The 15,558-nt window shown below is 69.8% G+C and carries 13 protein-coding genes; 8 read left to right on the forward strand and 5 right to left on the reverse strand.

What is annotated here, in order from left to right; genetic code table 11:
• The first annotated feature begins 257 nt into the window (after positions 1-257).
• The 3 genes from AB5J50_RS31310 to leuE all read left to right on the forward strand — a co-directional run bounded on the left by AB5J50_RS31310 (position 258) and on the right by leuE (position 3,499).
• Positions 258-1,838: a methylmalonyl-CoA mutase gene (locus tag AB5J50_RS31310; RefSeq protein ID WP_369261486.1), complete on the forward strand. Its 1,581-nt coding sequence runs from the start codon at positions 258-260 to the stop codon at positions 1,836-1,838.
• An 80-nt stretch (positions 1,839-1,918) separates the two neighbouring features.
• Positions 1,919-2,761, forward strand: a complete 843-nt coding sequence (locus AB5J50_RS31315; protein WP_369261488.1) for a hypothetical protein — start codon at positions 1,919-1,921, stop codon at positions 2,759-2,761.
• Positions 2,762-2,845: 84 nt separating this feature from the next.
• Complete coding sequence (leuE, locus tag AB5J50_RS31320; protein ID WP_369261490.1) at positions 2,846-3,499, forward strand: leucine efflux protein LeuE; 654 nt, start codon at positions 2,846-2,848, stop codon at positions 3,497-3,499.
• On the opposite strand, the gene AB5J50_RS31325 is transcribed toward leuE, so the two are convergent.
• Positions 3,496-4,962: an FAD-dependent oxidoreductase gene (locus AB5J50_RS31325; protein ID WP_369261491.1), complete on the reverse strand. Its 1,467-nt coding sequence runs from the start codon at positions 4,960-4,962 to the stop codon at positions 3,496-3,498. The genes leuE and AB5J50_RS31325 overlap by 4 nt on opposite strands.
• A gap of 74 nt (positions 4,963-5,036) precedes the next feature.
• Here AB5J50_RS31325 and AB5J50_RS31330 point away from each other — a divergent pair, with 74 nt between their 5' ends.
• Positions 5,037-5,687 (forward strand): TetR/AcrR family transcriptional regulator C-terminal domain-containing protein, encoded by a 651-nt coding sequence (locus tag AB5J50_RS31330; RefSeq protein ID WP_369261493.1) that lies wholly within the window; start codon positions 5,037-5,039, stop codon positions 5,685-5,687.
• A gap of 313 nt (positions 5,688-6,000) precedes the next feature.
• On the opposite strand, the gene AB5J50_RS31335 is transcribed toward AB5J50_RS31330, so the two are convergent.
• Positions 6,001-6,921 carry a class I SAM-dependent methyltransferase gene (locus AB5J50_RS31335; RefSeq protein ID WP_369261495.1) on the reverse strand — a complete coding sequence of 307 codons (921 nt, stop codon included), beginning with the start codon at positions 6,919-6,921 and terminating at the stop codon, positions 6,001-6,003.
• Positions 6,922-7,417: 496 nt separating this feature from the next.
• On the opposite strand from AB5J50_RS31335, the gene AB5J50_RS31340 reads away from it, so the two are divergent.
• Positions 7,418-7,894, forward strand: coding sequence for an RICIN domain-containing protein (locus AB5J50_RS31340; RefSeq protein WP_369261497.1), 477 nt, complete (start codon positions 7,418-7,420; stop codon positions 7,892-7,894).
• A gap of 43 nt (positions 7,895-7,937) precedes the next feature.
• Here the strand turns inward: AB5J50_RS31340 and AB5J50_RS31345 are convergent, their stop codons facing one another.
• From AB5J50_RS31345 to AB5J50_RS31355, 3 genes are all read right to left on the reverse strand, one after another.
• Entirely contained in the window at positions 7,938-9,107 is a 1,170-nt protein-coding gene (locus tag AB5J50_RS31345; protein WP_369261499.1) for an acyltransferase family protein, read from the reverse strand.
• A gap of 281 nt (positions 9,108-9,388) precedes the next feature.
• Positions 9,389-10,723 carry an alpha-2,8-polysialyltransferase family protein gene (locus tag AB5J50_RS31350; RefSeq protein ID WP_369261501.1) on the reverse strand — a complete coding sequence of 445 codons (1,335 nt, stop codon included), beginning with the start codon at positions 10,721-10,723 and terminating at the stop codon, positions 9,389-9,391.
• Positions 10,720-11,697: a glycosyltransferase family 2 protein gene (locus tag AB5J50_RS31355; RefSeq protein ID WP_369261502.1), complete on the reverse strand. Its 978-nt coding sequence runs from the start codon at positions 11,695-11,697 to the stop codon at positions 10,720-10,722. The genes AB5J50_RS31350 and AB5J50_RS31355 overlap by 4 nt, the downstream gene beginning before the upstream one ends.
• A 198-nt stretch (positions 11,698-11,895) precedes the next feature.
• Here AB5J50_RS31355 and AB5J50_RS31360 point away from each other — a divergent pair, with 198 nt between their 5' ends.
• The 3 genes from AB5J50_RS31360 to AB5J50_RS31370 all read left to right on the forward strand — a co-directional run bounded on the left by AB5J50_RS31360 (position 11,896) and on the right by AB5J50_RS31370 (position 15,553).
• Entirely contained in the window at positions 11,896-13,209 is a 1,314-nt protein-coding gene (locus AB5J50_RS31360) for a DUF6716 putative glycosyltransferase (RefSeq protein ID WP_369261503.1), read from the forward strand.
• Between the two features lie 92 nt (positions 13,210-13,301).
• Entirely contained in the window at positions 13,302-14,600 is a 1,299-nt protein-coding gene (locus tag AB5J50_RS31365; protein WP_369261504.1) for an NTP transferase domain-containing protein, read from the forward strand.
• A 14-nt stretch (positions 14,601-14,614) separates the two neighbouring features.
• Entirely contained in the window at positions 14,615-15,553 is a 939-nt protein-coding gene (locus AB5J50_RS31370) for an N-acetylneuraminate synthase family protein (RefSeq protein WP_327431189.1), read from the forward strand.
• Positions 15,554-15,558: the final 5 nt, after the last annotated feature.

Below are 15,558 nucleotides of genomic sequence, written 5' to 3' on the forward strand. Positions count from 1 at the left end.
TGCAGTAGTACCTGTCGTACGCATCCGGACCCCCGTTGTGCCGTTGTGTCACCTGAGATGCTCCCCGGGCGTGACCGGTTGCGAACCAGGCGGCATGGTGGAGAGCGAAACAGTGAACAGGTCCGCGGAACAGGTCGGTGAACCGGTCTGTGAGCAAGGTCCCAGGATGGGCCACTCCACCGGGCGCACGGCCGCCGCTACAGTCCGTCGCGAGAGTCGGATCCTACTAGTGAGTAGCTTCAGCGGGAGGCACAGCAATGGCGCGCGAATCCGAGTCTGGTCTGCCCATCGAGCCGGTCTACGGGCCGGAGACCCTGGAGGGCTGGGACCCGGCTGAGCAGCTGGGCGCGCCGGGCTCGTACCCCTTCACCCGCGGCGTCTACCCGTCGATGTACACGGGCCGTCCGTGGACGATGCGGCAGTACGCCGGCTTCGGTACGGCCGTGGAGTCGAACGCCCGCTACAAGCAGCTGATCGCCAACGGCACCCACGGTCTGTCGGTCGCCTTCGACCTGCCCACCCAGATGGGCCACGACTCCGATGCCGCGATCGCGCACGGTGAGGTCGGCAAGGTCGGCGTGGCGATCGACTCGGTCGAGGACATGCGGATCCTGTTCGGCGGGATTCCGCTGGACAAGGTCTCGACGTCGATGACGATCAACGCGCCCGCGGCGCTGCTCCTGCTGATGTACCAACTGGTCGGCGAGGAGCAGGGCGTCCCGGCGGACCAGCTGACGGGCACGATCCAGAACGACGTACTCAAGGAGTACATCGCACGGGGCACGTACATCTTCCCGCCCAAGCCCTCCCTCCGGCTGATCGCGGACATCTTCAAGTACTGCAATACCGAGATCCCGAAGTGGAACACGATCTCGATCTCCGGCTACCACATGGCGGAGGCGGGCGCGTCCCCCGCACAGGAGATCGCGTTCACGCTCGCCGACGGCATCGAGTACGTGCGGACGGCGGTAGCGGCCGGGATGGACGTCGACGACTTCGCCCCCCGCCTCTCCTTCTTCTTCGTCGCCCGTACGACGATCCTGGAGGAGGTCGCCAAGTTCCGCGCGGCCCGCCGCATCTGGGCCCGGGTGATGAAGGACGAGTTCGGCGCCAAGAACCCCAAGTCGCTGATGCTGCGCTTCCACACGCAGACGGCGGGCGTGCAGCTGACGGCGCAGCAGCCCGAGGTGAACCTGGTGCGCGTCGCCGTCCAGGGCCTGGGAGCGGTGCTCGGCGGCACGCAGTCCCTGCACACCAACTCCTTCGACGAGGCGATCGCGCTCCCGACGGACAAGAGCGCCCGCCTGGCCCTCCGTACCCAGCAGGTTCTGGCCTACGAGACCGATGTCACCGCCACGGTGGACCCCTTCGCGGGCTCGTACGTCATCGAGAAGATGACCGACGACGTCGAGGCGGCGACCCTCGAACTCATGGACAGGGTCGAGGAGTTGGGCGGCGCGGTCAACGCCATCGAGCACGGCTTCCAGAAGTCCGAGATCGAGCGCAGCGCCTACCGCATCGCCCAGGAGACCGACTCCGGCGAGCGGGTGGTCGTGGGCGTCAACCGCTTCCAGCTCGACGAGGAGGAGCCGTACGAGCCCCTCCGCGTCGACCCGGCCATCGAGGCCCAGCAGGCCGAACGCCTCGCGAAGCTCCGCGCGGAGCGGGACCAGTCGGCGGTGGACGCCGCGCTGGCCGACCTGAAGAAGGCGGCGGAGGGCACGGACAACGTGCTGTATCCGATGAAGGACGCGCTGCGGGCCCGGGCGACGGTGGGCGAGGTGTGCAATGCGCTGCGGGGGGTCTGGGGGACGTATGTGCCGTCGGACGCCTTCTGAGCAGCGCTTTTGAGGGAACCCGGGGGCGGGCCGAGGCGTCTTAGGGAGACATGGCGGCCCGTTGCTTCGGGGAGGTTCGGATGGAGTTCGGACGGGAAAGGCCGGGTCGGAGGATCGAGCGCCCGACGAGGAAGATCGAGCAGGTTCGTCCGCCGTTGGAGCCGCCCGGCGACCGGTCCATCGACAACGAGATCATCCTGTCGAAGCCCCTCCTGGGCGGGATGCGCGAGAAGCCAGGGCTGGACCTCAAGGGGCTGGCCGTCGACGTCGGTCCGCTCGCCAACGAGAAGCAGGTCCTCGACAACGCGCTGGCCGTGATCGAGGGCATGGAGCCTCCGCTGACCATCGAGAGGGTCAACGAGAAGACCAAGCACCTCGCGATCACGTTCCATGAAATCGGTGCGGGCGAGGACTCGGTCATCGCCCTGACGTGTCCCCTGGAGCCCGGGGGCGCCACCGTCTACGACGCGGCATCGGTGGTCATCACGGCCCTGCACGGGGACATCGACGCAGCCTTGCTGCAGGGGGTCCACGCCGACCTCAAGAGCGACAACAGCCTGGCGGCCGGCGCGGCCCGGTGCGTGATCGGCGGCTTCCTCATCCACATGATGCCGACGTCGGTGATCGGCAAGACCGTCACGATGCTGAGTGACGCGGTCCGGGGCATGCGCGAGAAGGCCGAGCAGAAGGAGCTGGAGGCGGAGGCGGCCAAGGACTTCATGCAGACGCAGGGGATCGCGGAATGGCTGCGCCACCGTGAGATCGACAAGAACCAGCCGCTCACGTACGAGCCGATGGAGCCGCTCGAGGACCATGTCGGGCTCTACGCCCCGCCAACCGAGCTCTACGAGAAGTCGACGGAGCTCCCTGACGAGTCGATCGACCTCCCGGGCTTCGACGACGGTCCCTCCTTCGATCTGTGAGCCGCATGCTCACCCGCCGATCGCCCGTCTCGCCGGGCGACACCCCAAGAGGGAGTGTCGTACTCCCGTGCGACACTCGCTTTCATGCTCGGTGTCATTGATCTCCCCACCTATCTCGCAGGCCTCGTCCTGATCGTCCTGCTCCCCGGTCCGAACTCCCTCTACGTGCTGTCGGTCGCCGCCCGCCGGGGTGTGCGCGCCGGGTACACGGCCGCCGCCGGAGTCTGGTGCGGCGACACCGTGCTGATGACCCTCTCCGCGGCAGGAGTCGCCTCGCTGTTGCAGGCGAACGCGGTGCTGTTCGGGATCGTGAAGTACGCCGGAGCCGGGTATCTGACGTGGCTGGCGGTCGGGATGCTGCGGGCGGCGTGGGAGATGTGGCGGACCCGGCGGGAGCGGGTCGCGGAGGCCGTGGAGTCCGAGGCGGCCGCCGAGGAGCGGCCCTACCGGCGCGCCTTCGTGATCAGCCTGTTCAACCCGAAGGCGATCCTGTTCTTCGTCGCCTTCTTCGTGCAGTTCGTGGACCCGGGGTATGCCTACCCGGCCCTCTCCTTCGTCGTCCTCGGCGCCTTCGCCCAGCTCGCGAGCTTCCTGTACCTGACCGCGCTGATATTCAGCGGCACGAAGCTGGCGGCGGCCTTCCGCAGGCGCAAGCGCCTCTCCGCGGGGGCCACGACCGCCGCGGGCGCCCTCTTCCTCGGCTTCGCCGTGAAGCTCACGCTCGCGAGCGCCGCCTAGCCGGGCTGGGTGTGGCGGAGGCCGACGCCCGTCGCGTACTCCGTCAGCCCCTCCGTCGTCTCGCCCGCCCAGCCGACGTAACCGTCCGGTCGTACGAGGAAGACCCCGCTCCCGTACGCCTCCCGCGAGGGAATCCGCAGCGTGCGGACGGCGGAGAGCGACGGTAGGCTCGTGCCCGAGCTTGTGCCCGTGCCCGCGCCCGCGCCCGTGCCGACCGTCAGCAGGGTCCAGTGCGGCCCCCGGAACGTGTCGAAGAGGCGTGCGCCGTCGTGGGCGCCGTCGGGTGCGCGATCGCCCGCCCGGAGCGAGGCCTCCGACAGGCCCGTACGGGTCTCCACCGCGAGTGAGGAACTCCGGTAGCCGAGGCCGAGCTGCCGCGTGGCGGTGCCGCGGCGGGCCTCGCCCCGGTGGACCCGGGTGGAGAGGCCGAGCATGTCCGCGGCGACGGGCAGCCGCTCCTCCTCGTAGGAGTCGAGGAGGGACTCGGGAGCCCCGTCGCGCAGCACCGCGCCGAGCTTCCAGCCGAGGTTGTACGCGTCCTGGACGCTGGTGTTGAGGCCCTGGCCCCCGGCGGGGGAGTGGACGTGCGCCGCGTCCCCGGCGAGGAACACCCGCCCGGCGCGGAAGCGGTCCGCCAGCGCGGCCCGCGGCCGGAAGTCCGAGGCCCAGCGCACCTCCGTCAGGGCGTCGGGGGACAGGTGCGAGCGGGCGGCGACGACCTTGCGGATGCCGTCGAGGGAGAGGTCGACGTCGGTACCCTCCGCGAACTGGGCCGCGATCTGGAAGTCCGCCGTCCCCGCCAGTGGGCAGATCGCGAGGAAGCCCTCGCTGTCGGACGGCGGGAAGACATGCCAGTTGTCGCGGTCGAGCCCGGTGATCCGGACGTCCGCCACCAGCATCGGGTTCGGGGCCATGGTCATATCGGCCTCCCCGGCCATACCGATCCCGAGCGCGCGGCGCACCGCCGAGCGGCCCCCGTCGGCGGCGACGGCGTACCGGGCGCGGACGGGCGCGCCGGAGGCGAACTCCACGGTCACACCGTCCTCGTCCTGCGCGAGACCGACGACCTCCCGCCCGAACTCGACCCGCCCTCCGAGCTCCGCCAGCCGCGCGAACAGGATCTCCTGCGTACGCCACTGCGGCACCATCCACGGCTGCGCGTACGGCGAGTCGTCGCCGGCCTCGGCCGGGTCGAACATCCGGTGTTCACCGACCCGCTCGCCGTCCCGCCAGATCATCCCGACCGGGTAGTCACCGCCCGCCGCGCGGATCGCGTCCAGCACCCCGAGGTCGTCGAAGACCTCCATCGTGCGTGGCTGGATCCCCTTGCCGCGCGACCCGGGGAACAGCCTGTCGGCCCGCTCCACGACGAGCGCGGCCACCCCGCGCCGGGCCAGGTCGATGCCGAGGGCGAGGCCGGTCGGGCCCGCGCCGACGATCAGGACGTCCGTGTCCACAGTCATCGCTCACTCTCTCCTTAACGCTGTTAAGTGCCGTCGCTCATGAGCGTGCCCTTAACGCTGTTAAGGTGTCAAGTGTGAGTACGGAACGACGAGCGCCCCTCGACCGCAAACGGGTCGCGGACACCGCCCTGAAGCTGCTGAACGAGGCAGGCCTGGAGGGCCTGACCCTGCGCGCCATCGCCAAGGAGCTGGACGTCAAGGCGCCGGCTCTGTACTGGCACTTCAAGGACAAGCAGGCGCTGCTCGACGAGATGGCGACGGAGATGTACCGGCGGATGGTCGCGGGCCAGGAGCCCGCCCTCGACACCACCTGGCAGGAACGGCTCCTGACGTCCGCCCGCGGACTGCGCACCGCGCTGCTGAGCTACCGCGACGGCGCCAAGGTCTTCAGCGGCTCACGCTTCACCGGCACCCTGCACGCCGTCGAGATGGAGCGGACCCTGCGGCTGTTCACGGAGGCCGGGTTCACGCTGGCTCAGGCGGTGCGGGCCACGTCGACCGCGTACCTCTACACACTCGGCTTCGTCACCGAGGAACAGGGCGTCCAGCCCCTGCCGGGCGAGCGCCGCGAGGGGTACGACACCGAGCAACGCGCCCGCCTGATGGCCGACTTTCCCTTGTCGGCCCAGGCGGGCGCGGAGATCTTCGCCGACTACGACCGGCACTTCGAGGAGGGGCTGGCTCTGGTGGTCGCGGGGATCGAAGGGCGGTACGGGGTCGGCTGAGCGGCGAGTCCGACGACGGCGCCGGTGTCTGTGGGGGCGTGTTCGGTTCGGCCCAGACCTGTCGGCCGCGGTGTCGTGCACTTCGATGCGTACGGCTCCGTTCGCAGGCCGGAGGAAACGGGTCTCGAGGTCCCGGCGCGAGTGCCGTGAGCGTGCCGTACGGCATTGGCCATCAACTCGGAGAGCGCGACGAGCGCCGCATCCTCGATGTCGGCCGCTCCCCAGCCGGCCAGGCTCTTCCGCAAGGCCGTACGGAGGGGCTGCCGGGAGATGCTGTCGGCAGCATCCAGGCGGGGCCCCTCGGTACGGTCGGTCAGCCGATGTGGTTGGCCGACCGGCGGGCGCCGCGGATCGCGCGGGTGAGGACGGGCGGCAGCAGGTCGGCGGCGATGCGACGGGTGCGGCTGCGGCCTCGGGCGGTGGACGTGTCCGGCCTGGTGGGGGCTCGGTCCGCGGTGGGTTCGGCCCCGTTCGCGTACCGCGACGGCGAGAACGCCGGTGCCCGCATGCCCTTCTTGGACTTGAGGCGGACTATGCGGTGTCCGGCTGCCTGCTGGACGCTCAGATGGCAGTCCTCGCGTTCGCGCACCGCCGCCAGCAGCTCCTCCTGGACGGGGCCGGGATCGTCCCAGGTCCCGTACAGCTTCTGCGTGCTCAGGCAGATCGGGCGCAGACCCCTGGTGAGCACCGCCTCCCAGGCGGCCACGGAGACGCCGGGCGTGTGTTCCGAGCGGAAGTCGTCCAGGACGACGACTCCGCCGGGCAGCAGCGCGTCGCGGGCGGCGCCGATGTCGCCGTACACGTGCTCGTAGAGGTGCGAGGCATCGATGTGGACGAACCGGCAGGTCCCGGCGGCGACCTCCGCCGGCACCACGCTGCTGGGGCCCTGGAGTACGCGGGGCAGCTCATCGTGGAAGGAGAGGTAGTTCTCCTCGAAGGCCTGTCGGGTGAGCGCGCCGTACGACTTTGTCGACTCCGCCTTGTTGGCGTCGTCCGGGGCGGAGCCCTCGAAGAGGTCGCACACCGTGTACCGCTCGGCGGCCTGGAGATGACGGCCGAGGAATATCGCGCTCTTGCCCATGTACACACCGACTTCCAGCAGATCACCCCGCATTCCCGATGACTCCTGGCGGTCCAGGAACCACTCGAAGAGCATCTGGTCGAGAACGGGAAACCAGCCGGGAACGTCGTCGAGCCGGCGGGGCGGGCGGGTGGCGCCTTGTGTGGCGGTCATGAGGAGAGAGCACTCCCTTGTGCGGACGAGGCCTGGCCGACAGGTCCAGGAACCTATGAGATGCCTATGGGCCGGTCAAGAGCTGTTCGGAGCCTGCCCGGAGAAGGAATGGCAAACCCGCGACAAGGTGAATGCCAGGCCAATTCCCGTCTTATGGGCGGGTGTTTTCAGGTGTCCGTCATGGGAGGCTTCATCGAGGGGACCCCGGGCCGCTTTCGGCCACCTCGCATGTCTCGCTATTCGGGCATGCGCGGGTTACGTGCATGTCATGTGCAGGCATGCCGCTTCCGTCGCCCCCGGGGGAACGCGGAACGGATACCTCACTTTCGTCTTTGCTTCCTTCTGGATTCACCTGACGTGGGCCGATAACCAGGAGTCGTCACTGGTGCTGCACATGCCAAGATCTTCCCCGTGGCTCCGGTGTCACATGTGGCAGGAGCTGCTCAGGAATCCCGTATGACGGAAATCCCGTCTGCGACGGAAATTGGGGGCACGTGTGAGCAGGACGAAGATCCGTACAGCTCTGGTGGCCGGCGCGGCGGTGGCCGCCGGCCTCTCCTTCGGTTCGACACAGGCTTCCGCCACGGCGCTCGACTACTTCACGTGGGTCAACAGCAAGAGCAATACCTGTATGTCCACCTACGCCGCCGGGACGACGAACAACACCGCGGCCATCGTCTACGACTGCAACGGCAGTTTCGAGCAGTTGTGGGAGCACGACAGCCAGGGCCGTCTGGTCAACGACAAGAGCGGCAAGTGCCTTTCCACCTACGCCGCGGGCACGGCCAACAACACGCTGGTCATCATCTACGACTGCAACAACGGCGACGAGCAGAGATGGAACTACTCATCCGGTCAGCTCGTCAACGCCAAGAGCGGCAAGTGCCTCTCCACCTACGCCGCCGGCACCGCGAACAGCACCAAGCTCGTCATCTACACCTGCAACGGTGAGAACGAGCAGTACTGGATCTGATCCATCGCGCGCGGCGGCCCGGGGTCACTTCCCCGGCCGCCCGTCACCGTGCCGGCCGTACCGCGAGCGCCCGCTTCAGCCGTGGCCCGAACGGTCTTTCCACGAAGTGGTGGATCAGCCAGGACAGGGCCAGCAGGCTCAGCACACTGAGCGTGAGTGTCGGATACGCGGGCAGGCCGAGGTCGCGGTGGAGCAGGCGGATGGCGAACCAGCCCAGGTGCTCGTGCACCAGGTAGAAGGGGTACGTCAGCGCCCCCGCCACCGTCAGCCAGTGCCAGTTCGCCCAGCGTGTCCAGCCCATGGCCACTGCCGCCACGGCGGCGAAGGCGAGGGTGACGATGAGCAGGATGACGTAGGGATCGCGGTGGAAGTCGCCCTGTGCGCCCGGGTGCCACAGTGCTGTCGTCGCCTGGTGCTGTCCCAGCAGCCAGGAGACACCGACGATGCCCCACAGCAGTGGGTCGCTCCCGAAGCGGTGCACGAGGTAGAGCGCCAGGCCGCCGATGAAGAAGGGGGCGTGCCCGGGCATCACCAGCTCGTCGGTCAGCGGGCTGCCGGCGACCCGGGCGAGGGCGCAGGCCAGGGTCCACCCACAGCAGAACAGCACCACCCGGCGGTAGGTGACGCCCCGCCGGACCACGCACAGCGCGAACAGCGCGTAGAAGCGGACCTCCGCCCACAGCGTCCAGCACACCCCCAGGACCCGGGGTACGCCCATCGGCTGTTGCAGCAGCGTCAGGTTGACGAGGAACGCGTCGAGGCCGAGCGGACGCAGGACGACCGGGAGCGCGCAGGCCGCCACGGTGACCAGGATCAGCGCGGTCCAGTACGCCGGGTAGAGACGGGCGACCCGGGAGCGGAAGAAGTCGCCCAGGGTCCGGCCCCAACTGCTCATGCAGATCACGAAGCCGCTGATGACGAAGAAGAACTGCACGCCGAGACAGCCGTAGACCGCCGCGAGCGACAGGCTCGGGAACAGCCGGCCGGGGGACTGGTGCCAGGAGCCGGCGATCGTCCCGCCCCTCCCGGCGAAGTGGTAGAGGCAGACGAACAGGGCGGCCAGCAGACGCAGTCCGTCCAGTGAGCGCAGCCGGTCCTCGCGGCCGGCCGGGGCGGGGGCGGGAGGAGTGCGAGAGGTGGCCGGCGGACGAAGCGTGGTGGTCGGCGTGAGGGGCGAGCCTGTCGCTGCCAACGTCTGGTCGGACGCGTTCATCGCGGGACCTTCTCAGCTGGGGGCGTGGGGGGCGCGACGTCACGGCGCAGGGGCGCGACGGGCCTGGGACGCATACCCGCAGATGTCTGGTTCTCTACACATGCCTGGCGGATGTCCCCAGGACGAAGGACCTCCCGGCGTGTCGACGCCGCGGCGGCACTCGGAGTCCCTATCGGGGGCGCCGAGCGGCCGGCGGGATCCGGGCAACGCGAAGCCCCCGTCCCGGAGTGGAGTGGGACGGGGGCGCGGCGATCGGCGGTACGGCGGTCCGGCGATCGTCGTCAGCGCTTGGCCCCCCGGCGCAGCGCACGCGCCGTGCGTGCGACGCGGCGTACGGTCGCGTTGCGCGGGATGAAGGCGAGTTGGGCCGGTACGGCGCCGGGCAGGGCCAGCGAAGTGAGGCGGCGGCGCTTGAAGTAGCGCCAGTTGTGCTGTGTCAGATGCTGGGAGAGGTAGCGCTCGGCGGCACCGCGCAGCCGCGGGTAGATCTTCGGCTGCATCGCGAAGCCCACGGCGCGCACGAGCTCGGTCAGGCCCGCCACATCCATGCCGTGCCGCTGCTCGGCGACCGCCGCCTCGTCCGTCAGCTCGGGCAGCAGGGCGTCCACGATCGTCACGGGGATGCGGTTGCTGTTCTCGTACGGCGTGAGACGGTCGAGGAGCGACCCGGTGCCGATGCGGGCGACCGGCAGGCCGTACAGCGCGGACGCCGTGAGCAGCGCGGTGGAGAAGCAGCCGACGACCAGGGCGGGGCGCATCCGCTGGTAGAGCACCTCGGCGAGGACCGGGGTGTCGAGCACCGTGAGGTCGGCGCCGAGCTTCTCGGCCTCCTTCTCCAGCAGGCGCGACCAGCGGGCCGGGGCCGAGGGGTGCGGCTTGAACACCACGCGGGTGTGGCCGAGGGCGAGGGCGCCCTTCAGCATCCGTACGTGGAGGTTCTCCTCCTCCTCGGCGGTGAGGATGTCCAGCGCGGAGAGGTACTGGCCGAGGAGAAGTGCCGGTTCGTCGATGGCGGGCAACGTGTCGCCGGTGTCCACGAGTTCGGCGAGCACCTTCACGAACGCGTCCGTCGGCACGATCTCCGGCTCGACGTCGAACTCCGTGAGGAGCAGGGGCGTGAGGCCGGGGACCAGGTCCAGGTGGAGCAGGCGGGTCACCCGGGTGCCGACCAGCGGGTCGATCTTGTTGCGGGTGGGGCCGTAGCTCATCAGGCCGTCCGCGTAGACGGTGACGGGCGCGCCGGTGAAGATCTGCGCGACGCCGAGCGCCGGGTTCACCTGGATCGACTCGACGGCCAGCTCGATGTCGTCGTCGCCGAGGTTCCAGGCGAGCCGCAGATGCCGCTCCCACAGGGGTACGTCGTCGAGCCGCGGGGCCCAACCGCCGGGGTGGAAGGGGGAGATGGTCTCGTTCCAGGAGATCACGTCGTCGAAGCGGCCGCGCAGCTGCTCGAAGCCGGGCATGTCGTCCACGCCGGACGTCGTCTCGGGTGTCGCCGCGTTGTTGGAGACGAGCAGGATGCGCCGGTCGGCGGGCGCGAAACACTCGGTGTCCAGGGCGGCGGCGAGCGTGGCCGTTCCGTACAGCGTGGACGCCAGGAAGATCTGGGTGGTCACGCGGCCACCCCCGTGGCGGCGGGACGGCGGCGCAGCCGGCGCAGCCGGGTGGCGCGCTGGATGTCCATCGAGTCGAGGGCGTCGTCGAGCACGTCCTGCGGCATACGCCGCAGGGCGACGGCGCTCATGGACTTGAGTTTCCGTGCCACCGCTGGCTCGAACCTTTCGATGGATCCCAGGTGATGGGAAATAATCGCGCAATATGTGCGCACGGCTTTGGGCAGGAGTTTTTCCGCGTCACGATCCTCGGCGGTTTCCGCCACGACCTGATCGAACGCGCGAATGAAATCGAGCTGGCGTACGTCGCCGATCTGGGTGAGAGAGGAGGCTACGCCACGCCGGTAGAACACGCCGAGCAGCCCCACCGTGGCGAAGGATTCCGCCTCCCGGTGCAGTTTCCAGATCCACGGCCGGTCCTCGGCCGTACGCAGTCCATGGGTGAAGTGCAGGAGTCCGCGGTCGACCAGCCGGCGGTGGTAGATGCCCGCCCAGGCGTAGGCGTAGTCGACGGAGGTGGACCGGTCGGCGGGCAGGATCGCGTCGCGTGGATTCATCACCACACCCCGCCGGCCCTGCGGAACACGGTGGATGGTGCGGGCGCGGGCGGTGCACTGGACATGGTCCGTACGGACGAAGTCGCAGCCCAAGTCCTCGATGGAGCCCAGGAGTTGCTCGTAATAGCCGGGGGCGAGCCAGTCGTCCCCGTCGAGGAACGTGAGGTACTCGCCGCGTGCCGCGTCGATGCCTGTGTTGCGCGCGGTCGCCAGTCCTCCATTCTTCTCATGTCTGACATACACCGCGCCCGGGAGCTCGCGCTCCGCGCGCGCGAGGATGTCCGGTGTCTCGTCGCGCGAACAGTCGTCGACGAGAATGAATTCGAAGTCCGCCCGCGCGTTCGCACGCAGGCTCTTCAGAGTGTCGGGCGCGTATTGCTGCACGTTGTAGAACGGCACGATGACGGAGAGCTTGACCACCCACGTGACGTTAGGCGGCGGCCCGGCATTCGTCTTGACCGGCGGCTTGATGCCAGGTGAACGGCGCGTGGCGAAGCTGTGAACCAGGCTTTTTTCCTGTGCGTAAGCGGCCCGATTCGCCATTCGTCGACGTGCTGTTAACCCTTTGTTGCATTCAGGTTGGGCCGCAACTCCACATCGCTTTCTAGCGTCTTGGACGTGCCAGCAAGTACCACGAAGTCCCTGCGGGTCGCCGTCCTGGCGGACTCCGATACCCGGTGGAAATGGGGTTCGCTCACCGCGAACCGTATCTCTCCTGTCGAATCGGACATCCACCTCGACGGATACCTCCTGCGCGGCCGTGCCACCCCCACCGCCCGCCAGCTCGAAGAAGTCGGCGTCCGCGCGGATTCCCTCCGCGAGGTCACCGCCGTCGAATTCCTGCGCGACATGGCGAAGGAGCAGTACGACGTCCTGGTCCTCGCCCTCGTCGGCGGCGCCGTCCAGGCGATGCTGCACGGGCTGGCCCGCGCCTGGGACGGGCGGACGAAGCGGCCCGTGGTCGTCACCGGCTATGTCGGCGTCGTCTACGAGAAGCTCGCCGACGGGCTGCTGCTGCGGCACGGCGCGGACCTCGTCCTCGCCAACTCCCGCCAAGACGCGGACCGTTTCCGGGCCGTGTACGAGGGGGTCGGCGCCGACGCCGGGTCGGTGACCGAGGTCGCGCTGCCCTTCCTGGGCGGCACGGCGTACCCCGCCGGGGGGCACGACCCGTACACGGTCGTCTTCGCCGCCCAGCCCTCCGTACCGGAGAGCCGCAAGGACCGCACGTATCTGCTGAACCGGCTGATCCGGCACGCACGGCTGCACCCGGACCGCGAGGTCCTGCTGAAGCTGCGCTCCAAGCCGGGCGAACACACCACGCACATCGAGGAGCTGCCCTACCAGAAGCTGGTGCAGAAGGCCGACCCGCCCGCCAACTTCCGCCTGGTCTACGGGCACATGGGCGAGGTCCTCGACCGCACCGACCTGCTGGTCACCATCAGCTCCACGGCGGCCCTGGAGTCCCTGCACCGCCGTATCCCCACCGTCGTCCTGAGCGACCTCGGGGTGCGCGAGGCGCTCGGCAACCACCACTTCGTGGGCTCCGGCTGCCTCGCCTCCTGGGACCAGCTCGACGACGGGTACCGGCCGGTGTCCGACGTGGCGTGGGTGGCCCGGCAGGGCGTCGCCGCCGACGGGTCGTACGAGACGGCCTTCGACGTGGCGCGGTTCCGCATCAGCGAACTGCTGGAGGCGCCCGGACTCCCGGCCCTCGCCCCCTACTACACGCCCGTCACCGCGCCCGGCTATCTGCCCGGCATCCTCGCCCGCCACCACCTCGGCCCGGACGGCAGCCCGCTGCCCGGCGCGCCCGCGGCGGACAAGGAGCCCAGCCCCGTACGGCAGATCGTGCGCCGGGCGGCCCGCGGCGCCTACCGCCACGGCGTCCAGCGCGTGGCGCCGGTGATCCGGCGGATGGGGGAGCTGTGAGCGCCGCCGCCCAGGGCCCCGGCGGTCCCGACACCCCCGGAAGCCCCCGCCCCCCACGCCTTTCTCGCCTTCCTCGTCAAGGAGAACAGCGCATGACCAACCCGGAAGCGGGCCAAGCGGCGCCGGTGCGCCGCGTGCTCGCGGTGATCCCCGCGCGCGGCGGCTCCAAGGGCGTGCCCGCGAAGAACCTCCTCCCCGTCGGCGGTGTGCCGCTGGTGGCCCGCGCGGTGCGCGAGTGCCGCGCCACCCGGCTCGTCACGGACGTCGTGGTCTCCACGGACGACCAGGCGATCGCCGCCGCCGCCCGTGAGGCCGGCGCCGAGGTCGTGCTGCGCCCCGCTGCCATCGCTGGCGACACCGCCACCTCCGAGGCCGCCGTCCTGCATGCCATGGACGCCCACGAGGCGCTGCACGGCTCCCCGGTCGACGTGGTCCTGCTGGTCCAGTGCACCAGCCCGTTCATCGTCCGCGAGGACATCGACGGGGTCGCGGGCGCGGTCGTGGAGAACGGCGCCGACACCGCGCTGACGGTGGCGCCGTTCCACGGGTTCATCTGGCGGGACGCGGACGACGACCCGGCGGTCGTCGACACCGCGCGCACCTCCGAGGTCGGGGGCTCGACCAAGGTCGCCAACTCCACCGCCACGGACGGCGGTTACGGCGTCAACCACGACAAGTCGTTCCGCCCGCGCCGCCAGGACCGCCCCCAGGACCTGCTGGAGACCGGCGCCGCGTACGCCATGGACGCGGCGGGCCTGCGCGAGCACCAGCACCGCTTCTTCGGTCGTACGGAGCTGGTGCGCACCGACCCGGCCCGCGTGCTGGAGATCGACGACCCGCACGACCTCGCCCGTGCCCGGGCCCTCGCGCCGCTCTTCGACGCGAACCGGCCCGGCGCCCTCCCGACCGCCGCCGACATCGACGCGGTCGTCCTCGACTTCGACGGCACCCAGACCGACGACAGGGTGCTGATCGACTCCGAGGGACGGGAGTTCGTCTCCGTGCACCGCGGAGACGGACTCGGTATCGCCGCCCTCCGCAAGAGCGGGCTGACGATGCTGATCCTGTCCTCGGAACAGAACCCGGTGGTCGCCGCCCGGGCCCGGAAGCTCAAGCTCCCGGTCCTGCACGGCATCGACCGCAAGGACCTCGCACTGAAGCAGTGGTGCGAGGAGCAGGGCATCGCGCCTGAGCGCGTGCTCTACGTCGGCAACGACGTCAACGACCTCCCGTGCTTCGCCCTCGTGGGCTGGCCCGTGGCGGTCGCGAGCGCCCACGACGTCGTGCGCGGCGCCGCACGCGCGGTCACCACCGTCCCCGGTGGCGACGGCGCGATCCGAGAGATCGCCAGCTGGATCCTCGGCCCTTCTCTCGACTCCCTCGACAAGTAAGGAACGTCTCCATCATGAGCACCAACTCCCGTCTGCGCACGTTCGGTTCGAAGACCGCCGGCCCGGGCCACCCCGTCTACGTCGTCGGCGAGATCGGCATCAACCACAACGGCGAGCTCGAGAACGCCTTCAAGCTGATCGACGCCGCCGCCGAGGCCGGCTGCGACGCCGTCAAGTTCCAGAAGCGCACCCCGGAGATCTGCACCCCGCGCGACCAGTGGGACATCGAGCGCGACACCCCCTGGGGCCGCATGACCTACATCGACTACCGCCACCGTGTGGAGTTCGGTGAGGACGAGTACCGCCAGATCGACGAGTACTCCAAGGAGAAGGGCATCGACTGGTTCGCCTCCCCGTGGGACACCGAGGCCGTCGCCTTCCTGGAGAAGTTCGACGTCCCGGCCCACAAGGTCGCGTCCGCGTCCCTCACGGACGACGAGCTCCTGCGCTCGCTCCGCGCCACCGGCCGCACGGTCATCCTCTCCACCGGCATGTCGACCCCGAAGCAGATCCGCCACGCGGTCGAGGTCCTCGGCTCGGACAACATCCTGCTCTGCCACGCCACTTCGACGTACCCGGCGAAGGCGGACGAGCTGAACCTCCGCGTCATCAACACCCTCCAGGGTGAGTACCCGAACGTTCCGATCGGCTACTCCGGCCACGAGACGGGCCTGCAGACCACGCTCGCCGCGGTCGCCCTCGGCGCCACCTTCGTCGAGCGTCACATCACCCTCGACCGCGCCATGTGGGGCTCCGACCAGGCCGCCTCGGTCGAGCCGCAGGGCCTGACCCGCCTGGTCCGCGACATCCGCACCATCGAGGCCTCCCTCGGTGACGGCGTCAAGAAGGTCTACGAGTCCGAGCTCGGCCCCATGAAGAAGCTGCGCCGCGTCACGGGCGTCGTCGCCGAGGCGGAGATCGCCGCGGCCGCGGGCGAGCCGGTCGCGGTCTGAACGCC

It is taken from the genome of Streptomyces sp. R35 (genome assembly GCF_041053035.1).
Classification (GTDB): Bacteria; Actinomycetota; Actinomycetes; order Streptomycetales; family Streptomycetaceae; genus Streptomyces; species Streptomyces lutosisoli.